Genomic DNA, 24,536 nt, shown 5'->3' with positions numbered 1-24,536 from the left:
GATACTGCGCATGGTCAGTCCACATTCTACGAACGTCCGCCGAGGCGGCCCGTAACCCCTACATCAGATGCGGGGTCTCCTTGTGGACTTTGTGGTCGTGGTGCACCGTGCCGCCAACCACCGCGAATCCAAGGCCTGCGGTGACCAATAACGCGATGGCGGCGACCATTCCCCAGCCGTGGTGTCCGGAGGCCAACGCCGCCAGCCCCAACGCGGTGATCGTCACCGATACCAGCCCAAGGAAGTAGCCGGTCCACACGGCAAATCGATCAAGATTCATTCGAAACACCTCCTCATCCAGCGTGTCCCAGAATACTCCGCAAGTGACCTGGATCACATAGCCAAGTGCTGGCAAACCCCGGATATCATCGGGTGAGCTACACGACCAGGGGGAGAAATCATGTCGTATCCACAGCAATATCCGACCGCTGCGCCCAGGTACTTTCAGGTGCGGCTGACCAAGCACACCGGGATGCTGATCATGTTCAGCACCCGGACGTACACGATCACGGGAACGCTTGAGCAGTGCGAGGCCGCCTACAGCGACGCACAGACCCACAATCTGGCCGCCGGGTGGTGGAGCTTCCTGTCCATCCTGGTCATGAACTGGGTCGCTATCTTCGGAAATATGAGTCAGATCAAGCAGATTCGACGTTTGGCTGCCCAGCCGCCGGTATACCAGGGCTACCCACCGGCCGGATACCCGCAGCCGCAGTATCCGCAGTACCCGCCGGTGAGCTGATCACAAGCCGGTGCCCGGCACGGCCCAGCGACCCGACGCTGTGCGCCATCCGACCAACAGCAGCCGCAGCACCAGGAAAAGGGTGAGCCCGGACCAGATTCCGGCGAGCCCCCATCCGAAGGCCAGCGACAACCACACCAGCGGCAGGAACCCGCACAGCGCGCTGGTCATGGTGGCGTTACGCATGAACCGAGCGTCAGCAGCACCCAGCAGCACCCCATCCAGCGCGAACACAAGACCCGAAATCGGCAACTGGCACACCAGGAACCACCACGGCACCTTTATCTGATGCAGCACAGTGGCATCGGACGTGAACAGTCCCGGCAAGACCGGAGCGCCGACGGCAAGAAGGGCCGCCAGTACTGCCGCAAAACCCAGCGAGAACGCCGTCACCCGCCACGCCACGGACTTGGCTTCCGGTACCCGACCGGCTCCCAGCGCGGCACCGACGAGGGTCTGCGCCGCGATGGCAAGTGAATCAAGAACCAGCGCAAGAAAACTCCACATCTGCAAGACCACCTGATGCGCCGCCAGCGCCGCCGCCCCGAACCGTGCGGCCACCGCCGCGGCACTGATGAAACAGGCCTGGAACGCCAGACTACGCACCAGCAGATCACGCGCCAGCACCAACTGCGCGCGCAGCACCGGAGGATCCATCCGGAGCCGAACATGCTCGGCGTACAGGGCCCACAAGAAGAGGATCGCGGCCAGCCACTGCCCCACCAGGTTGGCGACGGCAGACCCTACCACACCCATTCGTGGCACCCCGAGCAGTCCGTAGATCAGCACCGGACACAGCACTGCCGAAACCGCAAAGCCGACAATCACATACCGCAGCGGCCTGACAGTGTTCTGCACTCCCCGCATCCATCCGTTGCCGGCGAGCGAGACCAGAATTGCGGGCGCCGCGAAGATGGCGATACGCACCCATGTCAGACCCTGAGCGGCCACGTCGGGTGCCGCGGCGATGGCACGAACCACCGGTGCGGCCACCACATTCACGATGAGGACCAGGGCTGCCCCGATAAGGAGTGCCAACCATGTCGCCTGCACACCTTCGTGGACCGCGCTCGGGCGATCGCCCGAGCCGAACAATCGTGCAGCGCGGGCAGTGGTGCCGTACGACAGGAAGGTCAACTGCGTTCCGACGAGCGAAAGCACCAGGCCGCCGACGGCCAAACCCGCCAAGGGCACCGCCCCCAGACGGCCCACCAGGGCGATATCGAAAAGCAAATACAGCGGTTCGGCCGCCAACACACCCAACGCGGGCACCGCCAAAGCGATGATTCGACGGGCCAGCCCAGACATTCCGGCCGCGCCGGTGGCGTCAGTCAAGGGCGCGAACCAGCGCCGCCACCACCTCGTCGACCGGGCCGGTCGCCGAGAACCCGGCGGCCAGCCGATGTCCACCGCCACCGAAGGTGCCCGCTACCGCGGAGAGGTCCACCGCGGAACGGGCCCGCATCGATATCGACCAATGCTCGGGCTCGATCTCCTTGAACACCACCGCGACCTCAGCTTCGGTGGTGGTGCGGACGATGTCGACGATCGACTCGACTTCCTCCGTGCGCGCGCGGGACCACACATCATGGGTGACAACGGCATACACCAGTCCCGCGCCCCCGACCGCATCGGGAATCAGCTGCGCGGTGCCGAGCACGCGCGACAAGATCGGCAGCCAGACGAATGGGTGTGAATCCATGAAGGCCCGGGTGATGTTCACACCGTCGGCACCCAAGTCCAGTAGCCGGGCCGCCAGCCGGTGCCCCTGCGCGGTGGCCCAGCGGAAAGACCCGCTGTCGGTGACCAGACCGGCGTACAAACAGTGCGCCATCTCGGGGGTGATATCCACCCCCCAGGCATCGAGCAGTCGAGCCACCATCATCGTGGTCGAATCAGCCTCGATATCAACGTAATTCGCCGTACCAAAGAGTTCATTGGACACGTGGTGATCGATGACCAGCACCGGTGCCGGGCCCTCAACCAGTTGGCTCAGCTGACCGAGCCGCCGCACGCTCGGGCTGTCGACCGTGACCACCAGATCCGGGTCTCTGCGCAGCTCGTGCGGCGGGACCAACAGCTCTGCCCCGGGCAGGGTTCCCACCGACTCCGGAGGCGACGCCGGTGCTCCGAAGCTCACCTGGACGTCAACGCCCTTGGCCACCAACACCTGTCCGAGTGTCAACCCGCTGCCCACGGTGTCGGCGTCGGGGTGCACGTGGCAGATGATCACCACCCTCCTGGCCTTGGCCAGGAGCGCCACGGCGCCCTCTACGTCGACGCGTGCCCCCACGGCACCCGTCTCAATCGGGACGGCGCTCATCGTCCTCGTCGGGTGCGGGTTCCTCGGAGGGGGACGCCTTGTAGGGATCGGCGTCACCGGCATGCACGGCTCCGTCCCGGACCTCGGCGAGCGCGGCATCGGCCGCACGCGTCCGGTCCAGCAGTTCCTCCATATGCCGCGCGGTATCGGCGATGGTGTCGAGCACGAAGGTCAGGGTGGGCGTGAACCTCACCCCTGTCCCGGCACCCACCTTGGTTCGGAGCACACCCTTTGCCTTTTCTAGCGCAGCCGCCGCGCCGGCGTAATCCGGCTCGTCGGACAGAGTCTGCCCCATCACGGTGTAGTACACGGTCGCATCGTGAAGATCGTTGGTCACCCGGGTATCGGTGACCGTGACCATCGTCAGCCTCGGGTCTTTGATCTCGTACTCGATCGCCGAGGCGACGATGGCCCCGATCCGCTTCGCCAGTCGCCGTGCGCGAGCCGGATCGGCCACCTTAGACCCGTTCCTTCTCGCGGAGTTCGTACGCCTCGATGACGTCGCCTTCCTTGATGTCGTTGTAGGTCAGCGTCAAACCGCACTCGTAACCGTCGCGGACCTCCGTGACGTCATCCTTCTCCCGCTTGAGCGAGGAGATGGAGACCGTCTCGGCGACCACGATGTTGTCGCGCAGCAGTCGGGCCTTGGCGTTGCGCCGGATGATGCCCGAGGTGACCAGGCAGCCGGCGATATTGCCGACCTTGGACGAACGGAACAGTGCCCGGATCTCGGCGCGGCCCAGCTCGACCTCTTCGTAGACCGGCTTGAGCATGCCCTTGAGCGCGCTCTCGATCTCGTCGATGGCCTGGTAGATCACCGAGTAGTACCGGATGTCCACGCCCTCGCGGTTGGCCAGCTCGGTCGCCTTGCCCTCGGCCCGCACATTGAAGCCGATGATGATGGCATCCGAGGCCGAGGCCAGGTTGACGTTGGTTTCGGTGACACCACCGACACCGCGGTCAATGACCCGCAGCTGCACCTCGTCGTCGATCGCGATACCGAGCAGCGCCTCTTCCAAGGCTTCGACCGTACCGGCGTTGTCGCCCTTGAGGATCAGGTTCAGCTGGCTGGTTTCCTTCAGCGCGGCATCCAGATCGTCCAGGCTGATTCGCTTGCGGCTACGGGCGGCCAGCGCATTGCGCTTGCGCGCACTACGGCGGTCGGCGATCTGCCGGGCGATGCGATCCTCGTCGACGACAAGCAGGTTGTCGCCGGCACCGGGCACCGAGGTGAAACCGATGACCTGGACCGGACGCGATGGCAGCGCCTCCTCGACGTCCTCGCCATGCTCATCGACCATGCGCCGCACGCGGCCGTACGCATCCCCGGCGACGATCGAGTCGCCGACACGCAGGGTGCCGCGCTGAATGAGCACCGTGGCCACCGGACCGCGACCGCGGTCCAGATGCGCCTCGATCGCCACACCCTGGGCCTCCATATCGGGGTTGGCGCGCAGGTCCAGTGCCGCGTCCGCGGTCAGCAGGACGGCTTCCAGCAGGGCGTCGATATTGGTGCCCTGTTTGGCCGAGATGTCGACGAACATGGTGTCGCCACCGAAGTCCTCGGCAACCAGGTTGTACTCGGTGAGCTGTGCCCGGATCTTGGCCGGATCGGCACCTTCCTTGTCAATCTTGTTGACCGCGACCACGATCGGCACATCGGCCGCCTGGGCGTGGTTGATGGCTTCCACCGTCTGCGGCATGACGCCGTCATCGGCGGCGACCACCAGGATTGCGATATCGGTGGCCTTGGCACCACGGGCACGCATGGCGGTGAACGCCTCGTGACCCGGGGTGTCGATGAAGGTGACGAGCCGCTCGTTGCCGTCCAGTTGGGTCAAGACCTGGTAGGCACCGATGTGCTGGGTGATGCCGCCGGCCTCGCCCTCGCGGACGTTGGCCTGCCGGATGGTGTCGAGCAGTCGGGTCTTGCCGTGGTCGACGTGGCCCATGACGGTGACCACCGGCGGACGGATCTCCAGATCCTCTTCGCCACCCTCGTCCTCGCCATAGGTGAGGTCGAAGGACTGCAGCAGCTCGCGGTCCTCGTCCTCGGGGCTCACGACCTGGACGACGTAGTTCATCTCGCCGCCCAACAGCTCCAGGGTCTCGTCGCCCACCGACTGCGTGGCGGTCACCATCTCGCCGAGGTTGAACAGCGCCTGCACCAGCGAAGCCGGGTTGGCGTCGATCTTCTCTGCGAAATCGCTCAGCGAAGCACCACGCGCGAGGCGAATGACCTCGCCGTTGCCGTGCGGCAACCGCACGCCCCCGACGACCGGCGCCTGCATGTTCTCGTACTCGGCGCGTTTTGCCCGCTTCGACTTGCGACCACGCTTCGGGGCACCACCGGGACGGCCGAACGCACCGGCCGCACCACCGCGCTGACCGGGACGGCCACCACCACCGCCGCCCGGGCGACCGCGGAAGCCACCGGCACCAGCGCCGGGAGGACCACCAGCTGGAGCGCCGCTACCGGCACCGCCGCCGCGGTAGTTACCGCCGCCGCCACCACCGGGACCACCGGGACGACCACCGCCGGGACCACCGGGACGGCCACCACCGGGACCACCCGGACGACCACCAGCGGGACGCGGCGGGCGCGGACCCATGGAGCCGGGAGACGGGCGCGGGGGCATGTTACTTGGCGAGGCTCCACCGGGACGGGGAGCTCCGGGACGCGGCGCCGGAGGACGCGGTGCCGGACGCTCGACCGGCTGTGCCGAGGAGAACGGGTTGTTGCCGACGCGCGGCGCCCGGGGAGCGCCGGGCTTGGGGCCCGGCGTCGCACCTGGACGGGGTGCCGGCGCAGGTGCTGGTGCCGGTGCGTCCGCTGCCGGCGGCGTCGCGGCACTCGGCTTGGGAGCCACTGGTGCGGCGGGTGCAGGTGCGGATACCGCCGGAGGTTCCGGCGCAGGGGGCGCCTCGACAACCGGCTCAGCAACCTTCTTCGGTGCCGGCTTGGGCGCTCCGGGCTTGGGACCGGTCTTCTCGGTCTTCTCGGTCTTCTTCGGAGGGGCCGCCGTCTCGGTGGACGCGCCATTGGATGCGGCGGCAGCGGGCTTATCGCCACCACCGAATGCCTCACGAAGACGCCGCGCGACGGGGGCTTCCACCGTCGAGGATGCGGACTTAACGAATTCGCCCTGATCGCTCAGTCGGGCGAGAACTTCTTTACTGGTCACACCGAGTTCTTTAGCTAACTCGTGTACCCGGGCCTTGCCTGCCACTGCTCTCCTGTCTGCGAGGCAGCGGCTTCAGGCGCCGTGCCTCGTGTTAGCTGTGATGGACGATCATCATCGACGCTTCACGGTGTGCTCATTGTTTGTCGTTGCCAATCTCTTGGTATTGCTCAACAAGTTCGAAAACCGCGGAGGTATCCGGGTTTCCGCTGATCCGGAGCGCTCGCGCGAACGCTCGCCGCTTTACCGCCAGGTGGTAACACTGCTCCGACCGATGCAACCACGCACCCCGGCCAGGCAGTCTGCGACGGGTGTCGATAACAACGCGTCGATCATCCGTAGCAACCACACGAAGCAGATCTGCAGCCAACTCTCGTCCCCGGCAGCCAACACATGTCCGTACCGGTTTACCGGTCTGGGCAGGTGCGAACACCGAAGTCTCGCGCTGGATCACGGCTTAGTCTACCGTCCGCGACACCTTATTTATGAATCGGGCCACAGCCTCGAATGACAAGGCTGTATTCCGGTCATCGAACCCCTGCCGCGACGAGCACCACCACACCGATCAAAACCAGCGCCTTGATGCACTCGGCCGCGACATAGGCCAGGTGTAAGCGGCTGCGCCCGGCATACTCCGCTCCCTCGCGGATCGCATCGGTTCGTCGCATCATGGCCGGCCGCACAACCACCAACTGGATGGCAAGACACCCGCATGCCGCGGTTACCGCGGCGACTGCAGCGGTGGAAAGATCGCCCACCACCATCAGCACTACCAGGGCCGACGCCAGGACACATTCCGCCGCGTTGAGCGCACGGAACACCACCCGGCCTATCGCGAGTCCCACCTGGATCGTCAACCCAGGCGCCCGGAATTTCAGTGGCGCCTCGATGAACGAGATCGCCACCACCAGGCCCAACCAGAATGCGGCAAGCGCGGCTACAACAACGTCTATGCGTGTCATGCCATAGCCGAAGCCAATGGTCCGAACAGCTCGTGATTGATCTGCTCCTGCGGGATCCCGAGAGACACCAGGTCTTCATTGATGGCCGACATGAACGGCCGGGGGCCGCAGACGAACACCGTAGATAGCCGGTTGAGCGGCAGTCGGTCCAGGCTCATGCGACCGATGCCGTGCGGGGAAAGCTCCACATGTGCCCGTTCGTACCACGTGTGCAGCCGGCCTGCGGGCAGTCGGCCCACGAGATCTGCCAACTCGTGTCGATAAGCGTGCGCGGCCGCCGACTGGTCGGCGTGCAGGACCACGACCTCTCGCGGCGACCGCATGGCCACGAGCTCTTGCAGCATTCCCATGATCGGCGTGCAGCCGATGCCTGCGGATACCAGGACCAACGGATCCGTCGAATCGTCGAGGGTGAACTCGCCCATAGGTACCGACACCCGCAACTGCTGTCCCTCGAAGACATTGTCGTAGATGAAGTTCGACACCTCACCCGCAGGAGTATCACCACCACTGATTCGCTTGACGGCAATACGCCAGTCACCCTCATGGGTGCCACGCGACAAACTGTATTGACGAATCTGCCTCGCGCCATCCGGCAACGTAATTTGTACCGAGACATACTGTCCCGGAAGAAAACTCGGCAAGTCACCGGAAACCGCACGTAACTCGAACCCGGCCACATCTGCCGATTCCAGCTGGCGGCGTACCACCCTGACCTGCTGCCACACTTTGCCCGGCGCAACCCCCGCAGCGCCGTACAGCGCCATCTCGCGCGCGATCAATTCATTGGCCATGAGCCAGTAAAACTCGCTCCAGGCCTTCGCAACCTCTTCGGTCACCGCGTCCCCCAGCACCTCGGCGATCGCGGCGAACAGATGCTCGTAGACGATCGGATACTGTTCGGCAACAATTCCCAACGAGGCATGTTTGTGAGCGATCCTGTCCAGCACCGAATCATATTGGGCACCATTACCTTCCAGTACCATCCCGGCGAACGACGCGATGGATGCGGCGAGCGCCTTCGGCTGCTCCCCCGCCGCCTGGTTGCCCCGATTGAACAGATCGCGGAGCAGTTCCGGGTGCGCCGCGAACATCTTGGAGTAGAACAACGGTGTGATCTCGTCAATCGCCCCCGCCACCGCGGGGAGGGTTTGACGGATGACTGCCAGTGTCTCTGCTGATAGCACGTGGCTACTTCCTTTCCATTGTTGGACCGGCGATTTCGGCTACAGTCCACTGATCGAGTTCGGCGAAGAATGCCTCTTGCGCCGAGCGGAGCGCACCGCGCAAGCGACAGTTGCGCCGGAGGGGACAGGGCACGGGGCCCTCACAGTCGACGACCTCGCCGTCGCGCTCCAATTTCCGGGCCAACGATCCCACCGGGCGGTCGAGCCCGCCTTGCGTGATGCGCACTCCCCCATGGCGTCCGCGGATGGACTCAATTGCGCCCATTTCCGAAAGCCGGGCAACGACTTTCGTGGCATGCGTATAGGGCACGCAAAGTTGGGCGGCAAGATCACCGGTGTGCAGCTGAGCGCCAGGCCCTTCAGTGGCCAGCCGCATGACAATGCGCAGACCCAGGTCGGTGAATCGCGTTAGTTGCACATAACTTGTATACGAGATGCAAGTTATGTGCCGATAGGGACTTTGGTCAGTACCTACCGCTATGCAGTCCTACGCGGTGCTAGTTTTCGGGGTCTGCGTCACTTCTGATGTCGATGCGCCATCCGGTGAGACGCGCCGCGAGCCGGGCGTTCTGCCCCTCCTTGCCGATCGCCAGGGACAGTTGGAAATCGGGGACGATGACGCGGGCAGCCTTACCCGCCTCATCGATGACCGACACCGACACCACCTTGGCGGGTGAGAGGGCGTTCGCGACGAACCGCGCGGGATCCGGGTCGTAATCGATGATGTCGATCTTCTCGCCGGCGAGCTCGCTCATGACGTTGCGCACCCGCTGCCCCATCGGTCCGATACAGGCACCCTTGGCGTTGAGCCCGGAAACCTTCGAGGCCACGGCAATCTTGGACCGGTGACCCGCTTCACGGGCCACCGCGACAATTTCCACAGAACCATCGCTGATCTCCGGAACCTCGAGCGAAAACAGCTTGCGCACCAGATTCGGGTGCGTCCGCGACAGCGTGATCAATGGCTCACGCGCGCCCCGGGATACGCCAACGACATAGCAGCGCAACCGATCTCCGTGGCGGTAATCCTCGCCCGGCACCTGCTCGGCCGCCGGGATGACCCCCTCGGATCCCTTGGTCTCGCTACCCATGCGGACTACGACAAGCCCGCGCGCATTGGCCCGGGCATCGCGCTGGATCACTCCGCCGACGATCTCGCCCTCGCGCGTGGAGAACTCACCGAACTTGTGCTCGTTCTCCGCGTCGCGCACACCCTGCTGGAATACCTGCCGTGCGGTGGTGGCCGCAATCCGGCCGAATCCCTCAGGCGTGGCGTCCCATTCGGTGATGAGATTGCCGTCTTCGTCGGTCTCGCGGGCCAGAACGCGGACCACACCCGTCTTGCGATCGAGTTCGATACGCGCGTTGGGCTCATGCCCGTCGGTGTGGCGGTAGGCCGTCAGCAGCGCCGATTTGATGATGTCGATGGCCTCATCGACTGTGATGCCCTTATCGGCAGCCATCAGATTTACCGCTGCGGGATCGATATTCATGCGCCACCTCCAGTTTCGGCTGCCCCAGCCAGATTGAGTTCCTGCGGGTTGGGCGTTGTGAACTCCACCTGCACGACGGCGCTCTCGATGTCGGAGAACGCAAGATCTCGCACGGTCCAGCCGGTGCCCTTGACCGGTTTACGCACCACCACTTGTATCCCGTCATCGTTCGCGATGCCGATGCGGCCGAGTAGATCGTCACCATCGGCGAGGCGAATCTGCGCCAGCCTGCCGTGGGCGCGTCGAAAATGCACCGGCGTGGTCAGCGGCCGGTCAACTCCGGGTGTGGTGATTTCCAGCTCGTAGGCTTCCCAGCCTGTGTCCGCCTCGTCCAACAATGCCGATGCGGTGCGACTCAACGCGGCGACCGCGTCCAAGTCCACCGGGGAATCCGAGTCGACAACGACCGTGATGCGGGCGGGAACCGTCATTTCATTGACGACGGCACTCTCGATGTCGACGCCTGACCGGGAGAACTCGGGAACGAGCAGCTCGATCACCTGGTCATCGGATGGCAGCCCCATGGCGTTTGTGGCTCCTCATCTTGAGTTGTCGGGCGGTTCAGCTTGCACACACTAGCCGGACTCTCGTCCTGACCAGCACTCCACCTTACGCCCGGCGAGGGCTGTCATGCGCTAACCGCGCGCACTGGCAGGATGAGCGAATGCCCAGAAGCCTGTCGCGCCGCGACCTGTTGATCGGCGGCGCTGCACTCGGCGTCGTCGTCGTGGCTGCCGCGTGCCAGCAGACTCCCGATGCCAAACCCGAGGTGGACGACCTACTCGCCCAGCTCGAGCTCGCCCAGCGCGATGCCACATCGGCGGCCGCCGCGGCCACCGCCGATGCCGAGCTGGCCCCGGCGCTGACAGCCGTCGCGGCAATCCGTCGCGCGCACGGCGTCGCGCTGACCAAAGAGCTCGCCCGCGTCCCGGGCGCGTCCACAACCACGCCTGCGGCCAGCACCACGACAACATCGCCGGCAGCACCGCCGCAGCTCGAGCAGATCAAAACCCAACTCAAGGGCTCATCGAGATCAGCGATGGACCTGGCAACCAAATACAGCGGATATCGCGCCGGACTGCTGGCTTCGATCAGTGCCGCCTGCGCCTCGGCGGCCGGGGTTGACCTGCCATGACAACGACCGAACCCACACCGCAGCCGGCTTCCTCGGCCGACGACACCGCATTGGCCGACGCCCTGGCCAACGAGCACGCAGCCATCTACGCGTACGGGCTGGTGTCGGCGCACTCGGTGCCCGACAACAACTGGCTGGTCACCGAGTGCCTCATCGAGCACCGGCAGTGCCGCGAGGAGTGCATCGCCAAGCTGCATGGCCGCTCCGTGGCCGCACCGGTAGCCGCAGCCGGCTACACGGTTCCGTTCCCGGTGAACACCCCCGCCGATGCCACCAAGTTGGCGTTGCAGGTTGAGGCGGACACCGCGGCGCGCTGGCGCGCGGTCGCCGAGCAGGCCGACAACGGCGACGACCGCGGATTCGCGGTACGGATGCTCACCGAAAGCGCGATCCGCGCGGCCCGGTGGCGAGTGGCCGCCGACATCACGCCCGCCAGCGTCGCGTTCCCGGGAGGGCCCGAAACCTAGGCGAAATGTTTCTGGGTGTCGGTGATCAGACCGGACAGCCCGCGACGGATCACCGGCTTGAGGTGGCGGGTGAAGCCAAGGGACGGCTCGATGAAGAAGCTCCAGGTGAACAGCGAGCCCGTCGCGGTGCCCACCACCTCGTAGAGCTCACCGAACCGTTTGGTGCCCGGGAAGGTCGCCGTTTCGACGGTGAACGCATTGCGGTACCGCTCGGGACTCTCCTCCCACAGGACGAACCGCTCGTTGACCGCGGCGCCGGGAAGCGCGAGCTTGGCGGTGCGGGTGGAGCCCACGCCCCGCGGCTCCGGCGAAGTCCAGCTGATCTTGTTGATGGCCTTGCACCAGTGCAGCGGGCTTTCACCATTGAGTTCGGCCCACACCGTTGCCGCGTCTCTCGGCAGCGGCGTGGAGAACGTATACACGAAATCGCTTGTGTCGAAATCGCTTTCGACCAACGGGGCAAGCTTAAAAGACGGCATGACCAATACCCTATCGCCTACCGAATCGACGCCGTGACCGACGCCACAGCATCGGCCACCGCGATGGATTGCGCCTCGCCGGTGAACCGATTACGCAGCTCAAGAGTGCCATCGGCCCAACCGCGGCCGATCACGACGATCCAGGGCACACCGAGCAGCTCGGCATCCTTGAACTTGACCCCAGGAGAAGCGGTGCGGTCGTCGAGCAGCACCTCATGACCCAACCGATCCAGGTCGGCGGCAAGCTCCTCGGCCCCGGCCCGCGCGGCCTGGTCCTTGTTGGCGATGACGACGTGCACATCGAACGGCGAGACGGCGGCGGGCCACCGCAGCCCGAGCTCATCGTGTTGCTGTTCGGCGACGACGGCCACGAGCCGCGAGACGCCGATGCCGTAGGAGCCCTGGGTGAGCCGTACCGGTTTGCCGTTCTCACCGAGCACGTCAACAGTGAATGCGTCGGTGTACTTGCGGCCCAACTGGAAGATGTGGCCGATCTCGATCCCGCGCGCCGACATCAGCGGCCCGGCACCGTCGGGCGAGGGGTCACCGTCACGCACCTCGGCGGCCTCGATGGTGCCGTCGGGGGTGAAGTCTCGGCCGGCGACAAGGTTGACCACGTGCTTACCCGGCTCATCGGCACCGGTAATCCAGCTGGTGCCCTCCACAATCCGCGGATCGACCAGGTAGCGCACACCGTTCGCGATCAATCCCTTCGGTCCGATGTATCCGCGCACCAGGAACGGATGCTTGGCGAAATCCGCATCACCGAGCAGTTCGTACTCGGCGGGCTCCAGCGCGGCGCCGAGGCGCTTGTCGTCAACCTCACGATCCCCGGGCACACCCACGGCGAGCAGCTCCCACTCGCCACCGGGCTGACGCACCTTCAGCAGAATGTTCTTGAGAGTGTCGGCCGCCGTCACGGACCTGCCGAGATCGGCCGAGTTCGCCCAGTCCACCAGCGTTGCGATGGTCGGAGTGTCACCCGTCTCATGCACGACGGCTTCGGGAAGTCCCTCGACGGGCCGTGCCGGCGGTGCCGGTGTGACGACCGCCTCGACGTTGGCGGCGTATCCGGATTCCACACACCGTACGAAAGTGTCTTCCCCGGTGGGGCTTTCGGCGAGAAACTCCTCGGACGCGCTACCACCCATGGCTCCAGACGTGGCGGCGACGATCACGTAGTCCAGGCCGAGCCGGCCAAAGATCCGTTGGTACGCCTCGCGGTGGGCGTGATAGGCCGTCTTGAGCCCGTCGTCGGAGGTATCGAAGGAGTAGGAGTCCTTCATGACGAATTCGCGCCCACGCAGGATGCCCGCGCGCGGACGCGCCTCGTCCCGGTACTTGGTCTGGACCTGATAGAGGATGACCGGGAAATCCTTGTAGGAGCTGTATTCCCCCTTCACGGTGAGCGCGAACAGCTCCTCGTGGGTGGGGCCGAGCATCATGTCGTTGTCGCGCCGATCCTTGAGCCGGAACAGCGAATCGCCGTACTCGGTCCATCGGTTCGTGGTCTCGTAGGGCGCGCGCGGAAGCAGAGCGGGCAGCAAGATCTCTTGGCCGCCAATGGCATTCATCTCTTCGCGAACGATGTTCTCGATCTTGCGGAGGACCCGAAGGCCGAGCGGTAGCCAGCTGTACACACCCGGCGCGATGGGGCGCACATAGCCCGCGCGGATGAGCAGCTTGTGGCTGGGAACCTCGGCGTCGGCCGGGTCGTCGCGCAGCGTGCGTACGAATAGCTCGGAGAGCCGGGTGATCATTGATGAGCCTCTCGGGCGAAGAACGTCAGTTACGGTTGCACAGCATATCGGCGCGCCGCCGAAGCCTCCGGCTAGCATCGAGCGCATGCGTGCGTGGGCGATCATTCCGGCAGTGGCGATGTTCGGTGTGGGAGTCGCGGCACCGGCCGACGCCGCCCCTGTCACCGTCAAGTACTCGTTGTCGGCCATCGGCATCGGCAATGCCGACTTCACCGTCTCGTACCAAGACGGGAATCAGCTCCGGGAGGAGTCCGGACACACGTTCGCCGGGTACTACTGGGAACGCACGGTGACACTCAACGGAGCTCCGCCGGTGCTTCGCGTGACCGCGGCCGGGCCTGCGAGCGTGTTCCGAATGTCGTGTCACATCACCGTCAATGACGGCATCCCCGTCACCAACGGATTGTTGTTCCGCGCCGGGGACTACACCCCGCAGGACTGCTAGGCCGGTAGTTCTTCGTCCAGCCCCTGGTCGTGCGCGCTCTGCGCCTTCTGCGCATGCGCGACATCGGCAGCGCTGTAGCTGATGAACAGCGCTGCCACCCCCACCAGCACGGCTGTCCCGGCAATCCACAGCATGCCGTAGGTGTAGCCGTGGTCAAGGGCGTGCAGCTGCGCTTGGTTCATGTTCTGCACCGGGCCCTTGGCGCCGCCCAAGTAGAGCGTGCGCGAGGTGATGATCGCCTGGATGATCACCAGAACGATTGGCCCACCCAAGTTTTGCAACATGAGGGAAATAGCGGACAGCGGCCCGATGCGGTCGGCATCCACTCCGGTGATGGCGGACAAGATCACCGGCACCACGATGGTGCCGATACCGAGTCCGCCGACGAAGATGGCCGTCGAGAAATCCGGGAAGTACGCGATGGTCCGGTCGATTGTCGAGCCGTAGAGCATCGCGCCGAACACGACGACCCCACCACACAGGATCAGCACCCGCGGCGCCAATCGGGTGACAAGCTGGGAGGACAGGCCCAACCCGATTCCCATGCCGACGACGAACGGAATGGCAGAGATTCCAGTCCGCAGCGGGCTGTACTTCATCAGATCCTGCATGTACAGACCGATGGTGATGGTGAGGGTGAACAGCACACCGCCGGCCATGAAGATAGCTGCAAACGTCGCGACCCGGTTGCGGTCCGTGAACAGGCTGAAGGGCAGCACCGGGTTCTCGGCGGTGCGTTCCACGAAGAGGAACGCGATCAGGAGCACGGCGGCGACGATCAGCGACACGATCGTGTACGGCGAGTCCCAGCCGCGGTCGGGCCCCTGGGTGAATCCGAACACCGCGGCGGTACAGCCGAGCGTGGCAAGCACGGAACCTGCCACATCCAGCTTCATCGGTTCACGCTCTGTCTCGGTCAGTGACCGCACGGCGAGGTAGATCATCAGCGCACCCGCCGGCACGTTGATCAGGAAGGCCAAACGCCAGGAGACCTCGGCCAGCGCGCCGCCGACGATCAGTCCGGCGATCGAACCCACACCCGTCATGGCGCCGAACACCCCGACAGCGGCAGTACGCAGCGGCCCCTTGGGGAAGGTCGTCGCAATGAGCGCCAGCGCCGTGGGCGATGCAACGGCCGCGCCCACACCCTGGATGAGACGGAAAATGGCCAGACCGATGTCCTCCTGCGCGAGGCCTACCCCGATCGAAGCGAGGGTGAACAACGCGATGCCGCCGATGAATACCCGCTTACGGCCGAAGGTGTCACCAAGCCGTCCGCCGAGCAGCATCAGGCCGCCGAAGGACAGCATGTATGCGGTGATGACCCAGCTTCGGGTGGCGTCATTGAGGTGCAGCTCGGCCTGAATCTTGGGCAGCGTGACAACCGCGATGGTGCCGTCCATGGTCGCCAGAAACTGCATACCGGCGATCGCGATGACCGCATACAGATAGTGCCGGGAAGGCAGGAATTCTCGCGCCTTTTGAGTGAGCTGCTCGACGCTGAGGGCAGGCATGGAGGACACCTTACCGTCCTCTTAACGTGCCCTTAGGTCACATTCTCACGCCGAGGGGGTGCCGTAAGCAGCAACGGGGCCGATGACGATGATCGCCGGCGGCCTAATACCCTGCGAGCGAATGCGCTCCGGCGCACTGGCAAGGTCCGCACGTAGCACGCGTTGCTCATCAGTAGTGCCGTGTTGCACCACCAATACCGGGGTATCCGCAGGTCGTCCCCCCTCGATGAGAGCCTTCGCGAACTGCTCGATGCGCTCGACGGCCATCAGCAACACAATGGTCCCCTTCAAGGCAGCGAGCGCATCCCAATTGACTAACGATTCCGGATGTCCCGGCGCGACGTGTCCGCTGACGACCACGAATTCATGGTTGACCGCACGATGGGTGACGGGCACCCCGGCCGCCGCCGGAACAGAGATTGCGCTGGTCACACCGGGTACGACGGTCACCTGGACGCCGGCTTCGGCGCAGGCCAGGACCTCCTCGTAGCCGCGGGCGAAGACGAACGGATCTCCGCCCTTGAGACGGACGACGAACTTGCCGGCCTGTGCCCGTTCGATGAGCACCCGGTTGATCTCCTGCTGGGCCATCGCGCGGCCGTAGGGAATCTTCGCGGCGTCGATGACCTCGACGTGGGGACCTAGATCGGCGAGAAGTTCGGCGGGCGCGAGGCGGTCGGCGACAACCACATCGGCCTGGGCCAGAAGCCGGCGCCCACGCACGGTAATGAGATCAGGATCACCCGGTCCCCCGCCGACGAGTGCCACGCCCTCCGGTCTGGTTTCGGCAATTTCGGTGATGAGCCCGCGCTGCAGCGCCTCGTGAATGGCCGACCGCAGGGCGGCAGACCGCTTGTGCTGTCCACCGGTCAAGACACCGACCGCGATGCCGTCGTGATTGAAGGACGCAGGAGTGACGGCGGTGCCCTCCCGGGCGGAATCGGCCCGGACACAGAAGACGTGACGCCGGTCTGCTTCGGACACCACCGCGGCATTGACGGCCGCGTCATCGGTGCAGGCAATGGCGTACCACGCCCCCTCCAGATCGCCGTCCTGGTACGGCCTGAGGTTGAGGGTGATCGAGGCCATGCCTTCGACAGCCGGAGTGGCGCTGGGGGCGATCACGTGGACATCGGCGCCGCTGGCGATCAGCAGTCCGAGGCGCCGCTGCGCGACGGATCCGGCGCCGACGACCACGACCTTGCGTCCCGCGAGGCGAAGGCCGACGAGGTAGGCGTCATGAGTCACCGCGCGAGTTTACGTGGACGTGAATCACGGGGCTGGGTTAGCCATGCTCTAATCGGTCCCAGTGCAACCGAACCGTATGCAACCCGCGGAATTGGCCCAGGCCGCGATGACTGCTGCCCTCATGGGGGCCATCGCCGTGGTCTCCATCGTGCTGCCGGGTGCGGTGGTGTTCGCTTGGCTGGGGGCCGTCCCGATGGGAGTGCTCTGTTACCGGCATCGCATCCGGGTGGCGTTGGCCGCATGTGTCGCCGCTGGCCTCATCAGCTTTCTGATCGCCGGTTTCGGCGGGCTGGTTTCGGCGCTGACCTGCGCATACATGGGCGCGATTGCCGGTCAGGTCAGGCGCCGAAATCGCGGTGCGGCAACCATGTTGGCTGTCGCGGCGCTGTGGGGTGTGCTGGTCTCGTCCTTCTGCGTCGGCGTGTTCGCGGCTTTGAGAAATCTGCGTGAGGTTGTTCTGGGTGCGGTGGCCGCCAATGTTGGCGGGTTCGCGACGCTGCTGAGTGGCGTTCCCCTTCTCGGCAGCGCCGCAATGGGATTGGATCATGCCGTGCAGGGCTGGATCGTGCACTGGCCCTGGTTCTTTGGTGTCTCGGTATGGCTCATCGTCATCTTCGGTACCTCGTTCGGATGGCGGGTCCTGACTCCTGTCTTGCGCCGGCTCGAGGAAGTGACCGACCTAGCATCGGTGGGCACGCTGCCCGCTCCACACGAGGACGCTCCGCCCGGCCCGCTGCCGACCGTGCTCACCGACGCCGGCTATCGATACGCCGGAGCCGACCGGGATGCCCTGGCCCCGGTCTCTATGAGCGTCGACGTCGGCGAACACATCGCGGTGACCGGCGCAAACGGCTCCGGCAAGTCCACCCTCATGCGCATTCTGGCGGGCATCACCCCCACCACCGGGAGGATCGAACGCCCCGCGGGCGTCGGGCTGGGCCAGGTGGGTGGGACCGCGTTGGTCCTGCAGCACCCCGAGAGTCAGGTGCTCGGGCTACGTGTGAGCGACGACATCGTCTGGGGGCTGCCGCACGACCGCGAGATCGATATCGAGAGCCTGCTTGGCGAGGTGGGTCTGAGCGGGATGGGTGATCGGGACACCGCAGGTCTCTCAGGCGGAGAGCTACAGCGGCTCGCGGTCGCCTCGGCGCTCGCCCGGGAACCCGCTCTCCTGATCGCCGATGAGGTGACCACCATGGTCGACGACAGTGGCAGGCAGACACTCATCAACGTGCTCGACGGACTTACCGCCCACCACCGTCTGGGGCTGGTGCACATCACGCATTACCCACAGGAGGCGAATGCCGCCGATCGGGTGGTGTCACTCGGGCGCGGCGGCAACGCGGGCACCCGTGAGCCTGCGGAACGCCCATCCCCCATCGAATCTGTCGGCGCTGAAACGATTCTCGATGTGCGGGGAGTTTCTTTCGACTACGCGGCGGGGACCCTGTGGTCACAATCCGTCTTGCGAGACGTCTCATTTCAGGTTCATGCCGGCGACGGGATACTGCTCTGCGGCAGCAACGGTTCCGGCAAGTCCACCCTGGCCTGGATCATGGCGGGCCTGCTGGATCCCTCAACGGGACAGTGCCTGCTCGACGGCCGGCCCGCCTCGGAACAGGTTGGTGCGGTGGCGTTGTGCTTCCAGGCCGCCAGACTGCAACTCCTGCGTGGGCACGCCGGGGCCGCGGTGGCCGCACTGGCCGGATACTCGGCCTCCGACACCGGCAGCATTGCTCGGGCCTTGGCCTCGGTCAGTCTGGATCCGAACATTGCCGGGGTGCTTATCGATCGGCTCAGCGGCGGCCAGCTGCGGCGGGTCGCCCTGGCCGGACTGCTGGCCCGCTCGCCACGGCTGCTGATTCTCGACGAGCCGCTGGCGGGTCTGGATGTCGACGCACAGGCCGACCTCATCGATCTGTTGGTGCGCATCCGCAACCAGGGGCAGGCGGTCATCGTGATATCCCACGACACCGACAGCCTGTCCCCGCTGTGTCCTCGCACCATTCGTCTCGAACAGGGTGAGTTGGTGACCGCTCAATGAGCCAGCGACGCCCGTTGATGCTGATGCGGCCGGTGCCCGGACCGTCGCCCGTCCACGCGCTCTGGGCTGGGACGAAACTCATTGCCGTGTTGGCGATATCGTTGTTGCTGACCGTCATGCCGTCCTGGACGGCGATCGGGCTTGTTGCCCTGCTCATTCTCGTCACGGCCGGGCTCGCCGGGATCTCCCCCACCTGCATCCCGTCGGTTCCGCGCTGGGTAGGGCTGCTCGTCGTGGCGGGCAGCTTGTTCACGATCGTCAACGGGGGCGCTCCCGAGCTGAAGCTCGGGCCCGCCACCATCGGCGTCGGCGGCTTTCTAGATTTCCTGCGCGTCACATCGCTGGGCCTGGTCCTGATCGGCCTCGGCGCGGTGATCTCGTGGACCACCCAGGTCGCCGATATCGCTCCCGCAGTAGCGCTTTTGTGTCGGCCGCTGCGCATCCTGCGGGTGCCTGTCGATGATTGGGCGGTCACCATTTCCCTGGCATTCCGGATGTTCCCCATGCTGTCCGAAGAGTTCCGGCTGTTAGCAGCCGCGCGCAGACTCCAGCCGCCGCAGCCGGAGAAGCCCTCTCGGCGTGCGGAAGTCATCGATCTCTGCACCGCCGCGATGGTCGTCTCGCTGCGCCGTGCCACTGAGATGGGTGACGCCATCACCGCACGCGGCGGTGCGGGCCGCATCTCCGCGCACCCCATCTATCCCGGGTGGCGTGATGCTCTTGCCGCGGCGGTGCTCATCGGCGTCTTCGCGCTCGCGGTGCTGCTCGGCTAGATCCAGCCGTTCGTGACTCTCCTCTTGGTCGCTAGCGGGGGCGCCTACGTCTGGCTCGTAGCTAACCAGCATTTTGCCGAGGTGTAGTAGTGTCCAGTTAAGTAGCTCACTCACTGCGGAGGGGACGTATATGGCCGGGCTAGAGGTGAATCCTCAAAATGTTAACGCTGGCGCTGCCACCATCGACGGGGCGAAGACGGCGGTAGCGGGCATTCAGTCACCGGATACCTCAGGCGCCAGCGGCGGGCTGGGCGGATTCGAGACAGCCGGAGCGCTGACAGGAGTGAAGGAATCGGTCACTGATTCGCTGGGTGTGATCGGAGGCCGTTACGAGAAGATGGCCGGTCTGATCCGCGGCGCGGTGACCGCATTCCAGTTGGTTGATCAAATATTTCCGCCTGCACAGCGACAGGAAATACTGACGAAGCAGGTGGGCAAGTCGATGACGGCGATGGGCGATCTCAACTCGGCGACATGACGCGCCAGGACTTTGACTACTGAACTGAATTGGTAACTGGGGAGGACACGCGGTGGGGCGTCCGCAAAAGAGCAAGGTGTACGCGGCGAACGCGACCCCGTTGGGCGATTTGGCCGCCCCGACGCGCGAGGTCGGCCGCAAGATGCTGGAGCAGGCCGAGAAGGTCCGCAACGCCGTCTACGGGCTGGATTGGAAGGGCGACACCCAAAGGGCTTGTGATGGGCGTGCGGACCGCGAATTAGCGCAGGACCGCAAGATCGCAGCCGGGTATGAGGCGCTAGCCAAGGCCTACGAGAACGGCAAAAACACCATGCAGCCGATGATCGACAGCCTGCGAACCCAGGGCAAGGGCTTCGAGGACGACAATTTCGATGTGTCAGAAGACTGGAAGGTCACCGACAAGTTCAACTACGACATGGGCAAAACGGTTCTGATGCTTGTCGGCTGGACGGACGAAGATGCCCAGGCTGAGATGGACAGGCTCAAAAAAGAGCGAGGCAACGAAGCAGACACCGGAACCACGAATCTGCAGAAGCTCGCCAATGAGCTTGGTACCGCTGACACGAACACCAAAAATGCGATTGTGGCCGCCAAGAACGACATCAGCGCGTCGGCTCCCCTGCAGGCCGGATTGGTGGGCGGGCAGCAAGCCATCGATGATGGCAAGGCCATCGCCGATGGCAAGGCTACGCCGCAGCAGATTGCCCGGGCGCGGGCGGCGTTGACGGGATGGACACCCGAGCAGATAGCGGCGTTGGCCGAGGGTAAACCGGCCGATATGCCGCAAGGCCAGTACGACTACCTCAAATCGTTCATGGAATCCATGAACGGCAAATCGGTGCAGGACATCAACTCGGCGATGGAGAAGTACGGGTTGCAGGGCGCCATGGGTGACGGTATCCGGATGATGGGCAACCCCGGCTTGCAGACTGCATTGGGCAGCCATGGAGGCTTGGATACATTGCCCGACAAAGTGCACGGTCTGCTGACCAACGACATAAAGCCCGGCACCAGGGTACTGATGGTGCCGCTATCGGAGTTCAACGCATTGAACAAGATGCTGGACCCCAGCAACAAAGCGCTGGCGAAAGGTTCGGATGTTGATCGAGCGCTACTGAGTCAGTCTGCGAAGATTTCTGGCGCCATGAATAAGGGTGTCGATGTCATCGACATGGCCCAAAACAATGGGAAATCAGCCGATGGCTGGACACCCAACAATGAGGTCAACAAGGTCCTCAACGGCATGATTACCAATGCCAATGTCGATCACCAGGCGGTGACCGATTTCCTGACCGCTGCCGATCACGCCCAAACCGCACCGGGTGCGGTACAGGACCCGGAGGTTCGTGCCCGTCTGGAGGCCGGTGCGGCGGCGATGAGCCGAGCCACCGACGGCCATTTCGGCGGCAACCAGGCGTTTCTGGATTTGGCCACCCACAAGTTCGAGGCCGGCCAGACCGGGGTCAAAGACATGTTCGGCTGGCAAGGAGCAGCCGCGCACACACCGGGCCTGGAAGGGCAGAATGCGGCTGCCTCAGCCAGCGCCACCGCCCATCTGTTGTCCGAGAACGTCAAAATCTTGGGCGTTGATGGGGGCGATCACGCGTTGGGCCGGGTCAACCCCGAATTGACCCGCACCATGGTCGCGAACCTGACCCCGTTCTTCGGGAACCTCGTCGATGTACAGGCACCCGGCATCCATGGCGGCACCATCGACGCGTTCGATACCACCCGCGATTTGACGAACCTGGCCAAGGTGTTCAACACCGACCCGGTAGCCTCCAAAGCTCTACACGTGGTCGCTGCCGGGTGGGAAAACTATTTCGCCCACGAGTACGGAGAAAACCCGCGATCCAGCCTGGCCCAGGCGGCGGGCAACATCACCCAAGCCATCAATACCGCCGATGTCGAACATTTGAACACCCTCAAAGATCAGCAACGCTGGCAAGACATCCAGAACTTCGGCAACGCAGGCGCCGACTGGGACAGCACAAAAAACGTCATCACCAACGGCTTGAAACTGATTCCGGGAGTCGGCAGCGAAGCGGCCTCGTGGATCAATCTGGGGATCGATGCGGTAAACCCGCAAGCCAAACTCGAAGTACTCGGCAGCCTGGGCCCCGGTGCCTCCGACAACGAATGGCAACAAGCGATGACCGCAGTCCAAAACGACTTCAAGGGCACGGTCGGCGGACCGTATCACCAATACAGCCTTACCAGCGGATACCTCGCAACCAACCCCGACGCCATCGGGCAATTCCGCAATGTTCCAACGCCCGGCGGGCCTGTCGATTTTGTTGACCCACAAGGAAAACCCAACTGGGACACCATCAACAAATACAACGATGCCTTCGCCGACAAGTTCAATCAGCTGCCGCTGGGCGATTGGAATAACGGCACCAACGGATATCAGTGGGGACTAACGGAGACCAACATCGAAGAGCCCTACAAGGCCCCGCCATTGCCCGTGGATCGGCCACCGTCCATCGAACCGCCGCGCTGATGAGAACCCACGCCCCCCGTATGCTGCTGGCCGCGACAATAGCGCTCGCATTGGCTGTCGTCTCCGGCTGCACCGGCTCCTCACCCACTAGCACACCCGCGGCGACATCCACGTCGCCGACGCCGCCGGGGTATCAGGTGCCGGATCTGGTTCAGTTTTCCGAGCATTGGACACCCAGCCCGGCAGTGGATTTGATGAGCCCCGATGGCACCTTCATCCGCGCCTTCATGGAGTCAGAGCAAGTACAGCTTTTCAGCCGACCCGAAGATGCCCCCTACCCGGGCTACCGGCAAGCTGACCGCCAGACCAACGGTAGAACCTTAGGGGTGTACCAGCCCTATTACGGATACACCACACGGCGGGTGCTGAGCTTCGAGGAACACCCCGATAACACCGTGACCGCCTTCATTTGCTCGTACGTGTCGATCAATCCCATGAAGGAAGACGCACCCGGCATAACTGGGATCACGTTGCGTTATCACCGCGTGGGTACTCCGCCCCCGACAAATCAGAAAGGCCCCGCCCGTGCCCCCTCGGTGCCGGTGTTCGGGGATTGGTACGCCACCTACAGGGGCTATGACGGTGACAGCCACGCCGCCGACAACCGATGCATTGAACGCCAGCCCGTGATCGACAAAAGCCCGGTATCCACGCCAGGCTGGCCCGCACAGGCGGTGTAGGGATGGCTGATCTTTCACATCTGCCCGATGATGTGGTGTACGCGCTCCGCCACGGAAAGCTGCCGCCGAGTTTGGCAGATCCCCAAGCGGAGCTACAGGAGTCTAAGGACGCCGAGCGTTTCCGGGAGCGATTTCACGCCTTGGTTGCTGAGCGGGTCGTCGATTGGCTCGATGAGAACCCCGACTACGGCAATAGCGTCCCCGCCGACGTACAAAGGCGCATCGAGGAAGACTGCAACCGCCAGATCCAGCACGAGTGGCGCAACTTTGTTCAGCAGAGCGATGACCCCGCGGATGACGAGGATGACGACTACCGCAACCCATGGTGAGTAGCGGTTAGCAGCCGTGCTTCTCCGGGGGAACCGATTGCGTTCAAGTCGCTCAGCGACTGTCCGCAGTTGCTGAACTCCGTGATGAGCCTGTCCTCTGGTGTCACGCCCGAAGAATCCCGATCGCTCCTAGAGTGAGGATGATCAGACCGAGGACTGCCACAATCCCCGCGACGTCGATCCGTCGGCGCGACCGAACCCAGGTGTGCAGGGACGACACCATCTCGTAAGTCCGTGCCGGCATGGCCGCATAACTCAGCAGCGGCAGCGCGACCATCGAGAAGGCCACCGCGTTGAAGAAGAGCAGCGCCATGGACTGTATGGGCTGCGTGGCGCCCGAGGCATGGATCAGTGCGATCACCGCGAGAAAGTCCGCCGACGGCAAGGCAATTCCCAGTCCACTGACCCCTGCCACCCACAATGAGTTGTTCCGCAAGAAGCCACGGACTCGCGTCGTCAGCTTCTCCGCGAAACCTGACCGCGGCGCACGTGGCGCCGCGGCGGGCCGATGCATCGAAGCCGTGATGGCCAACACCGCCGCCACCAACAACGCGAGCACACCAAGCGCGACTTGGATGTAGGGCCCTGAGACGTCTGAATTACCCATCGGTGACACGCGCAGGACAAACAGCAATGTGAGCCCCAGGCTTAACCCCATCACAAAAGCACCGCAGAGAAAGACGAACAGCTGCAACAGCGGTCTCGGCCTGTTGAGCATCACGACCGTCAGTCCCAGCCGGGTGGGCTCAACGCTCACCCCCAGTGCCATCAACAAAACGATGGTCCACATGA

The 24,536-nt window shown here is 64.5% G+C and carries 26 protein-coding genes; 10 read left to right on the top strand and 16 right to left on the bottom strand.

Going from position 1 to position 24,536, the window contains the following annotated elements:
• Positions 1 to 58: 58 nt before the first annotated feature.
• On the bottom strand, positions 59 to 280 hold the full coding sequence (locus AC5Y5C_RS16335) for a membrane protein (protein WP_030093939.1): 222 nt from the start codon (positions 278 to 280) through the stop codon (positions 59 to 61).
• Between the two features lie 120 nt (positions 281 to 400).
• Between AC5Y5C_RS16335 and AC5Y5C_RS16330 the strand changes: the two genes are divergently transcribed.
• A complete protein-coding gene (locus AC5Y5C_RS16330) occupies positions 401 to 742 on the top strand; it encodes a hypothetical protein (RefSeq protein ID WP_499974013.1) in 342 nt (113 codons plus the stop codon).
• On the opposite strand, the gene AC5Y5C_RS16325 is transcribed toward AC5Y5C_RS16330, so the two are convergent.
• The 10 genes from AC5Y5C_RS16325 to rimP all read right to left on the bottom strand — a co-directional run bounded on the left by AC5Y5C_RS16325 (position 743) and on the right by rimP (position 10,413).
• Complete coding sequence (locus AC5Y5C_RS16325; protein ID WP_499974628.1) at positions 743 to 2,050, bottom strand: MATE family efflux transporter; 1,308 nt, start codon at positions 2,048 to 2,050, stop codon at positions 743 to 745.
• Between the two features lie 19 nt (positions 2,051 to 2,069).
• Positions 2,070 to 3,065, bottom strand: coding sequence for a DHH family phosphoesterase (locus AC5Y5C_RS16320; RefSeq protein WP_499974011.1), 996 nt, complete (start codon positions 3,063 to 3,065; stop codon positions 2,070 to 2,072).
• Positions 3,046 to 3,522 (bottom strand): 30S ribosome-binding factor RbfA, encoded by a 477-nt coding sequence (gene rbfA / locus AC5Y5C_RS16315; protein WP_499974009.1) that lies wholly within the window; start codon positions 3,520 to 3,522, stop codon positions 3,046 to 3,048. Before rbfA ends, AC5Y5C_RS16320 begins: the two co-directional genes overlap by 20 nt.
• Before the next feature lies 1 nt (position 3,523).
• Complete coding sequence (gene infB / locus AC5Y5C_RS16310; RefSeq protein WP_499974007.1) at positions 3,524 to 6,295, bottom strand: translation initiation factor IF-2; 2,772 nt, start codon at positions 6,293 to 6,295, stop codon at positions 3,524 to 3,526.
• A gap of 88 nt (positions 6,296 to 6,383) precedes the next feature.
• Complete coding sequence (locus tag AC5Y5C_RS16305) at positions 6,384 to 6,680, bottom strand: YlxR family protein (RefSeq protein ID WP_499974625.1); 297 nt, start codon at positions 6,678 to 6,680, stop codon at positions 6,384 to 6,386.
• A 94-nt stretch (positions 6,681 to 6,774) separates the two neighbouring features.
• Positions 6,775 to 7,209 (bottom strand): hypothetical protein, encoded by a 435-nt coding sequence (locus AC5Y5C_RS16300; RefSeq protein WP_499974005.1) that lies wholly within the window; start codon positions 7,207 to 7,209, stop codon positions 6,775 to 6,777.
• Positions 7,206 to 8,396, bottom strand: coding sequence for a globin domain-containing protein (locus tag AC5Y5C_RS16295; RefSeq protein ID WP_499974003.1), 1,191 nt, complete (start codon positions 8,394 to 8,396; stop codon positions 7,206 to 7,208). The genes AC5Y5C_RS16300 and AC5Y5C_RS16295 overlap by 4 nt, the downstream gene beginning before the upstream one ends.
• 4 nt (positions 8,397 to 8,400) lie before the next feature.
• Positions 8,401 to 8,814, bottom strand: coding sequence for an RrF2 family transcriptional regulator (locus AC5Y5C_RS16290; protein WP_499974000.1), 414 nt, complete (start codon positions 8,812 to 8,814; stop codon positions 8,401 to 8,403).
• A 79-nt stretch (positions 8,815 to 8,893) separates the two neighbouring features.
• Positions 8,894 to 9,889: a transcription termination factor NusA gene (gene nusA, locus AC5Y5C_RS16285; RefSeq protein ID WP_499973997.1), complete on the bottom strand. Its 996-nt coding sequence runs from the start codon at positions 9,887 to 9,889 to the stop codon at positions 8,894 to 8,896.
• Entirely contained in the window at positions 9,886 to 10,413 is a 528-nt protein-coding gene (gene rimP / locus AC5Y5C_RS16280; protein WP_499973995.1) for a ribosome maturation factor RimP, read from the bottom strand. Before rimP ends, nusA begins: the two co-directional genes overlap by 4 nt.
• 140 nt (positions 10,414 to 10,553) lie before the next feature.
• Between rimP and AC5Y5C_RS16275 the strand changes: the two genes are divergently transcribed.
• Positions 10,554 to 11,024, top strand: a complete 471-nt coding sequence (locus AC5Y5C_RS16275) for a hypothetical protein (RefSeq protein WP_499973991.1) — start codon at positions 10,554 to 10,556, stop codon at positions 11,022 to 11,024.
• Entirely contained in the window at positions 11,021 to 11,491 is a 471-nt protein-coding gene (locus AC5Y5C_RS16270; RefSeq protein WP_499973989.1) for a ferritin-like domain-containing protein, read from the top strand. Before AC5Y5C_RS16275 ends, AC5Y5C_RS16270 begins: the two co-directional genes overlap by 4 nt.
• Here the strand turns inward: AC5Y5C_RS16270 and AC5Y5C_RS16265 are convergent.
• Both AC5Y5C_RS16265 and AC5Y5C_RS16260 read right to left on the bottom strand, forming a co-directional pair.
• Positions 11,488 to 11,976, bottom strand: a complete 489-nt coding sequence (locus tag AC5Y5C_RS16265) for an SRPBCC family protein (RefSeq protein ID WP_499973987.1) — start codon at positions 11,974 to 11,976, stop codon at positions 11,488 to 11,490. The genes AC5Y5C_RS16270 and AC5Y5C_RS16265 overlap by 4 nt on opposite strands.
• 11 nt (positions 11,977 to 11,987) lie before the next feature.
• Positions 11,988 to 13,730 (bottom strand): proline--tRNA ligase, encoded by a 1,743-nt coding sequence (locus AC5Y5C_RS16260; RefSeq protein ID WP_499973985.1) that lies wholly within the window; start codon positions 13,728 to 13,730, stop codon positions 11,988 to 11,990.
• 85 nt (positions 13,731 to 13,815) lie between these two features.
• Here AC5Y5C_RS16260 and AC5Y5C_RS16255 point away from each other — a divergent pair, with 85 nt between their 5' ends.
• On the top strand, positions 13,816 to 14,175 hold the full coding sequence (locus AC5Y5C_RS16255) for a hypothetical protein (RefSeq protein WP_499973983.1): 360 nt from the start codon (positions 13,816 to 13,818) through the stop codon (positions 14,173 to 14,175).
• On the opposite strand, the gene AC5Y5C_RS16250 is transcribed toward AC5Y5C_RS16255, so the two are convergent.
• Positions 14,172 to 15,689: an MFS transporter gene (locus AC5Y5C_RS16250; RefSeq protein WP_499973980.1), complete on the bottom strand. Its 1,518-nt coding sequence runs from the start codon at positions 15,687 to 15,689 to the stop codon at positions 14,172 to 14,174. The two genes, AC5Y5C_RS16255 and AC5Y5C_RS16250, sit on opposite strands and share 4 nt — an antisense overlap.
• A 45-nt stretch (positions 15,690 to 15,734) precedes the next feature.
• Positions 15,735 to 16,937: a uroporphyrinogen-III C-methyltransferase gene (gene cobA / locus AC5Y5C_RS16245; RefSeq protein WP_499973978.1), complete on the bottom strand. Its 1,203-nt coding sequence runs from the start codon at positions 16,935 to 16,937 to the stop codon at positions 15,735 to 15,737.
• A 76-nt stretch (positions 16,938 to 17,013) separates the two neighbouring features.
• Between cobA and AC5Y5C_RS16240 the strand changes: the two genes are divergently transcribed.
• The 6 genes from AC5Y5C_RS16240 (at position 17,014) to AC5Y5C_RS16215 (ending at position 23,744) form a co-directional block, all read left to right on the top strand.
• Entirely contained in the window at positions 17,014 to 18,981 is a 1,968-nt protein-coding gene (locus tag AC5Y5C_RS16240) for an ATP-binding cassette domain-containing protein (protein WP_499973976.1), read from the top strand.
• Positions 18,978 to 19,754 carry an energy-coupling factor transporter transmembrane component T family protein gene (locus tag AC5Y5C_RS16235; protein WP_499973973.1) on the top strand — a complete coding sequence of 259 codons (777 nt, stop codon included), beginning with the start codon at positions 18,978 to 18,980 and terminating at the stop codon, positions 19,752 to 19,754. Before AC5Y5C_RS16240 ends, AC5Y5C_RS16235 begins: the two co-directional genes overlap by 4 nt.
• 130 nt (positions 19,755 to 19,884) lie before the next feature.
• A complete protein-coding gene (locus AC5Y5C_RS16230; RefSeq protein WP_499973972.1) occupies positions 19,885 to 20,232 on the top strand; it encodes a hypothetical protein in 348 nt (115 codons plus the stop codon).
• A 52-nt stretch (positions 20,233 to 20,284) separates the two neighbouring features.
• On the top strand, positions 20,285 to 22,735 hold the full coding sequence (locus tag AC5Y5C_RS16225) for a TPR repeat domain-containing protein (protein WP_499973968.1): 2,451 nt from the start codon (positions 20,285 to 20,287) through the stop codon (positions 22,733 to 22,735).
• Positions 22,735 to 23,415 (top strand): hypothetical protein, encoded by a 681-nt coding sequence (locus AC5Y5C_RS16220; protein WP_499973967.1) that lies wholly within the window; start codon positions 22,735 to 22,737, stop codon positions 23,413 to 23,415. Before AC5Y5C_RS16225 ends, AC5Y5C_RS16220 begins: the two co-directional genes overlap by 1 nt.
• A gap of 2 nt (positions 23,416 to 23,417) precedes the next feature.
• Positions 23,418 to 23,744, top strand: a complete 327-nt coding sequence (locus AC5Y5C_RS16215) for a hypothetical protein (protein WP_499973964.1) — start codon at positions 23,418 to 23,420, stop codon at positions 23,742 to 23,744.
• Positions 23,745 to 23,847: 103 nt separating this feature from the next.
• Here the strand turns inward: AC5Y5C_RS16215 and AC5Y5C_RS16210 are convergent, their stop codons facing one another.
• Positions 23,848 to 24,534: a GAP family protein gene (locus tag AC5Y5C_RS16210; RefSeq protein ID WP_499973962.1), complete on the bottom strand. Its 687-nt coding sequence runs from the start codon at positions 24,532 to 24,534 to the stop codon at positions 23,848 to 23,850.
• Between the last annotated feature and the right edge of the window lie 2 nt (positions 24,535 to 24,536).

The organism is Mycobacterium sp. NGS15 (assembly GCF_059813245.1).
Note: the sequence above shows the minus strand (reverse complement) of the source record. Positions and strands in the feature narration are given on the sequence as shown.

Bases quoted from the DNA above. Each gene is read 5' to 3' on its own strand.
- AC5Y5C_RS16335 (WP_030093939.1), bottom strand. From the start codon at position 280: ATGAATCTTGATCGATTTGCCGTGTGGACCGGCTACTTCCTTGGGCTG.
- AC5Y5C_RS16330 (WP_499974013.1), top strand. From the start codon at position 401: ATGTCGTATCCACAGCAATATCCGACCGCTGCGCCCAGGTACTTTCAG.
- AC5Y5C_RS16325 (WP_499974628.1), bottom strand. From the start codon at position 2,050: ATGTCTGGGCTGGCCCGTCGAATCATCGCTTTGGCGGTGCCCGCGTTG.
- AC5Y5C_RS16320 (WP_499974011.1), bottom strand. From the start codon at position 3,065: ATGAGCGCCGTCCCGATTGAGACGGGTGCCGTGGGGGCACGCGTCGAC.
- AC5Y5C_RS16300 (WP_499974005.1), bottom strand. From the start codon at position 7,209: ATGACACGCATAGACGTTGTTGTAGCCGCGCTTGCCGCATTCTGGTTG.
- nusA (WP_499973997.1), bottom strand. From the start codon at position 9,889: ATGAATATCGATCCCGCAGCGGTAAATCTGATGGCTGCCGATAAGGGC.
- rimP (WP_499973995.1), bottom strand. From the start codon at position 10,413: ATGGGGCTGCCATCCGATGACCAGGTGATCGAGCTGCTCGTTCCCGAG.
- AC5Y5C_RS16275 (WP_499973991.1), top strand. From the start codon at position 10,554: ATGCCCAGAAGCCTGTCGCGCCGCGACCTGTTGATCGGCGGCGCTGCA.
- AC5Y5C_RS16270 (WP_499973989.1), top strand. From the start codon at position 11,021: ATGACAACGACCGAACCCACACCGCAGCCGGCTTCCTCGGCCGACGAC.
- AC5Y5C_RS16260 (WP_499973985.1), bottom strand. From the start codon at position 13,730: ATGATCACCCGGCTCTCCGAGCTATTCGTACGCACGCTGCGCGACGAC.
- AC5Y5C_RS16255 (WP_499973983.1), top strand. From the start codon at position 13,816: ATGCGTGCGTGGGCGATCATTCCGGCAGTGGCGATGTTCGGTGTGGGA.
- AC5Y5C_RS16250 (WP_499973980.1), bottom strand. From the start codon at position 15,689: ATGCCTGCCCTCAGCGTCGAGCAGCTCACTCAAAAGGCGCGAGAATTC.
- AC5Y5C_RS16240 (WP_499973976.1), top strand. From the start codon at position 17,014: ATGCAACCCGCGGAATTGGCCCAGGCCGCGATGACTGCTGCCCTCATG.
- AC5Y5C_RS16235 (WP_499973973.1), top strand. From the start codon at position 18,978: ATGAGCCAGCGACGCCCGTTGATGCTGATGCGGCCGGTGCCCGGACCG.
- AC5Y5C_RS16230 (WP_499973972.1), top strand. From the start codon at position 19,885: ATGGCCGGGCTAGAGGTGAATCCTCAAAATGTTAACGCTGGCGCTGCC.
- AC5Y5C_RS16220 (WP_499973967.1), top strand. From the start codon at position 22,735: ATGAGAACCCACGCCCCCCGTATGCTGCTGGCCGCGACAATAGCGCTC.
- AC5Y5C_RS16215 (WP_499973964.1), top strand. From the start codon at position 23,418: ATGGCTGATCTTTCACATCTGCCCGATGATGTGGTGTACGCGCTCCGC.
- AC5Y5C_RS16210 (WP_499973962.1), bottom strand. From the start codon at position 24,534: ATGTGGACCATCGTTTTGTTGATGGCACTGGGGGTGAGCGTTGAGCCC.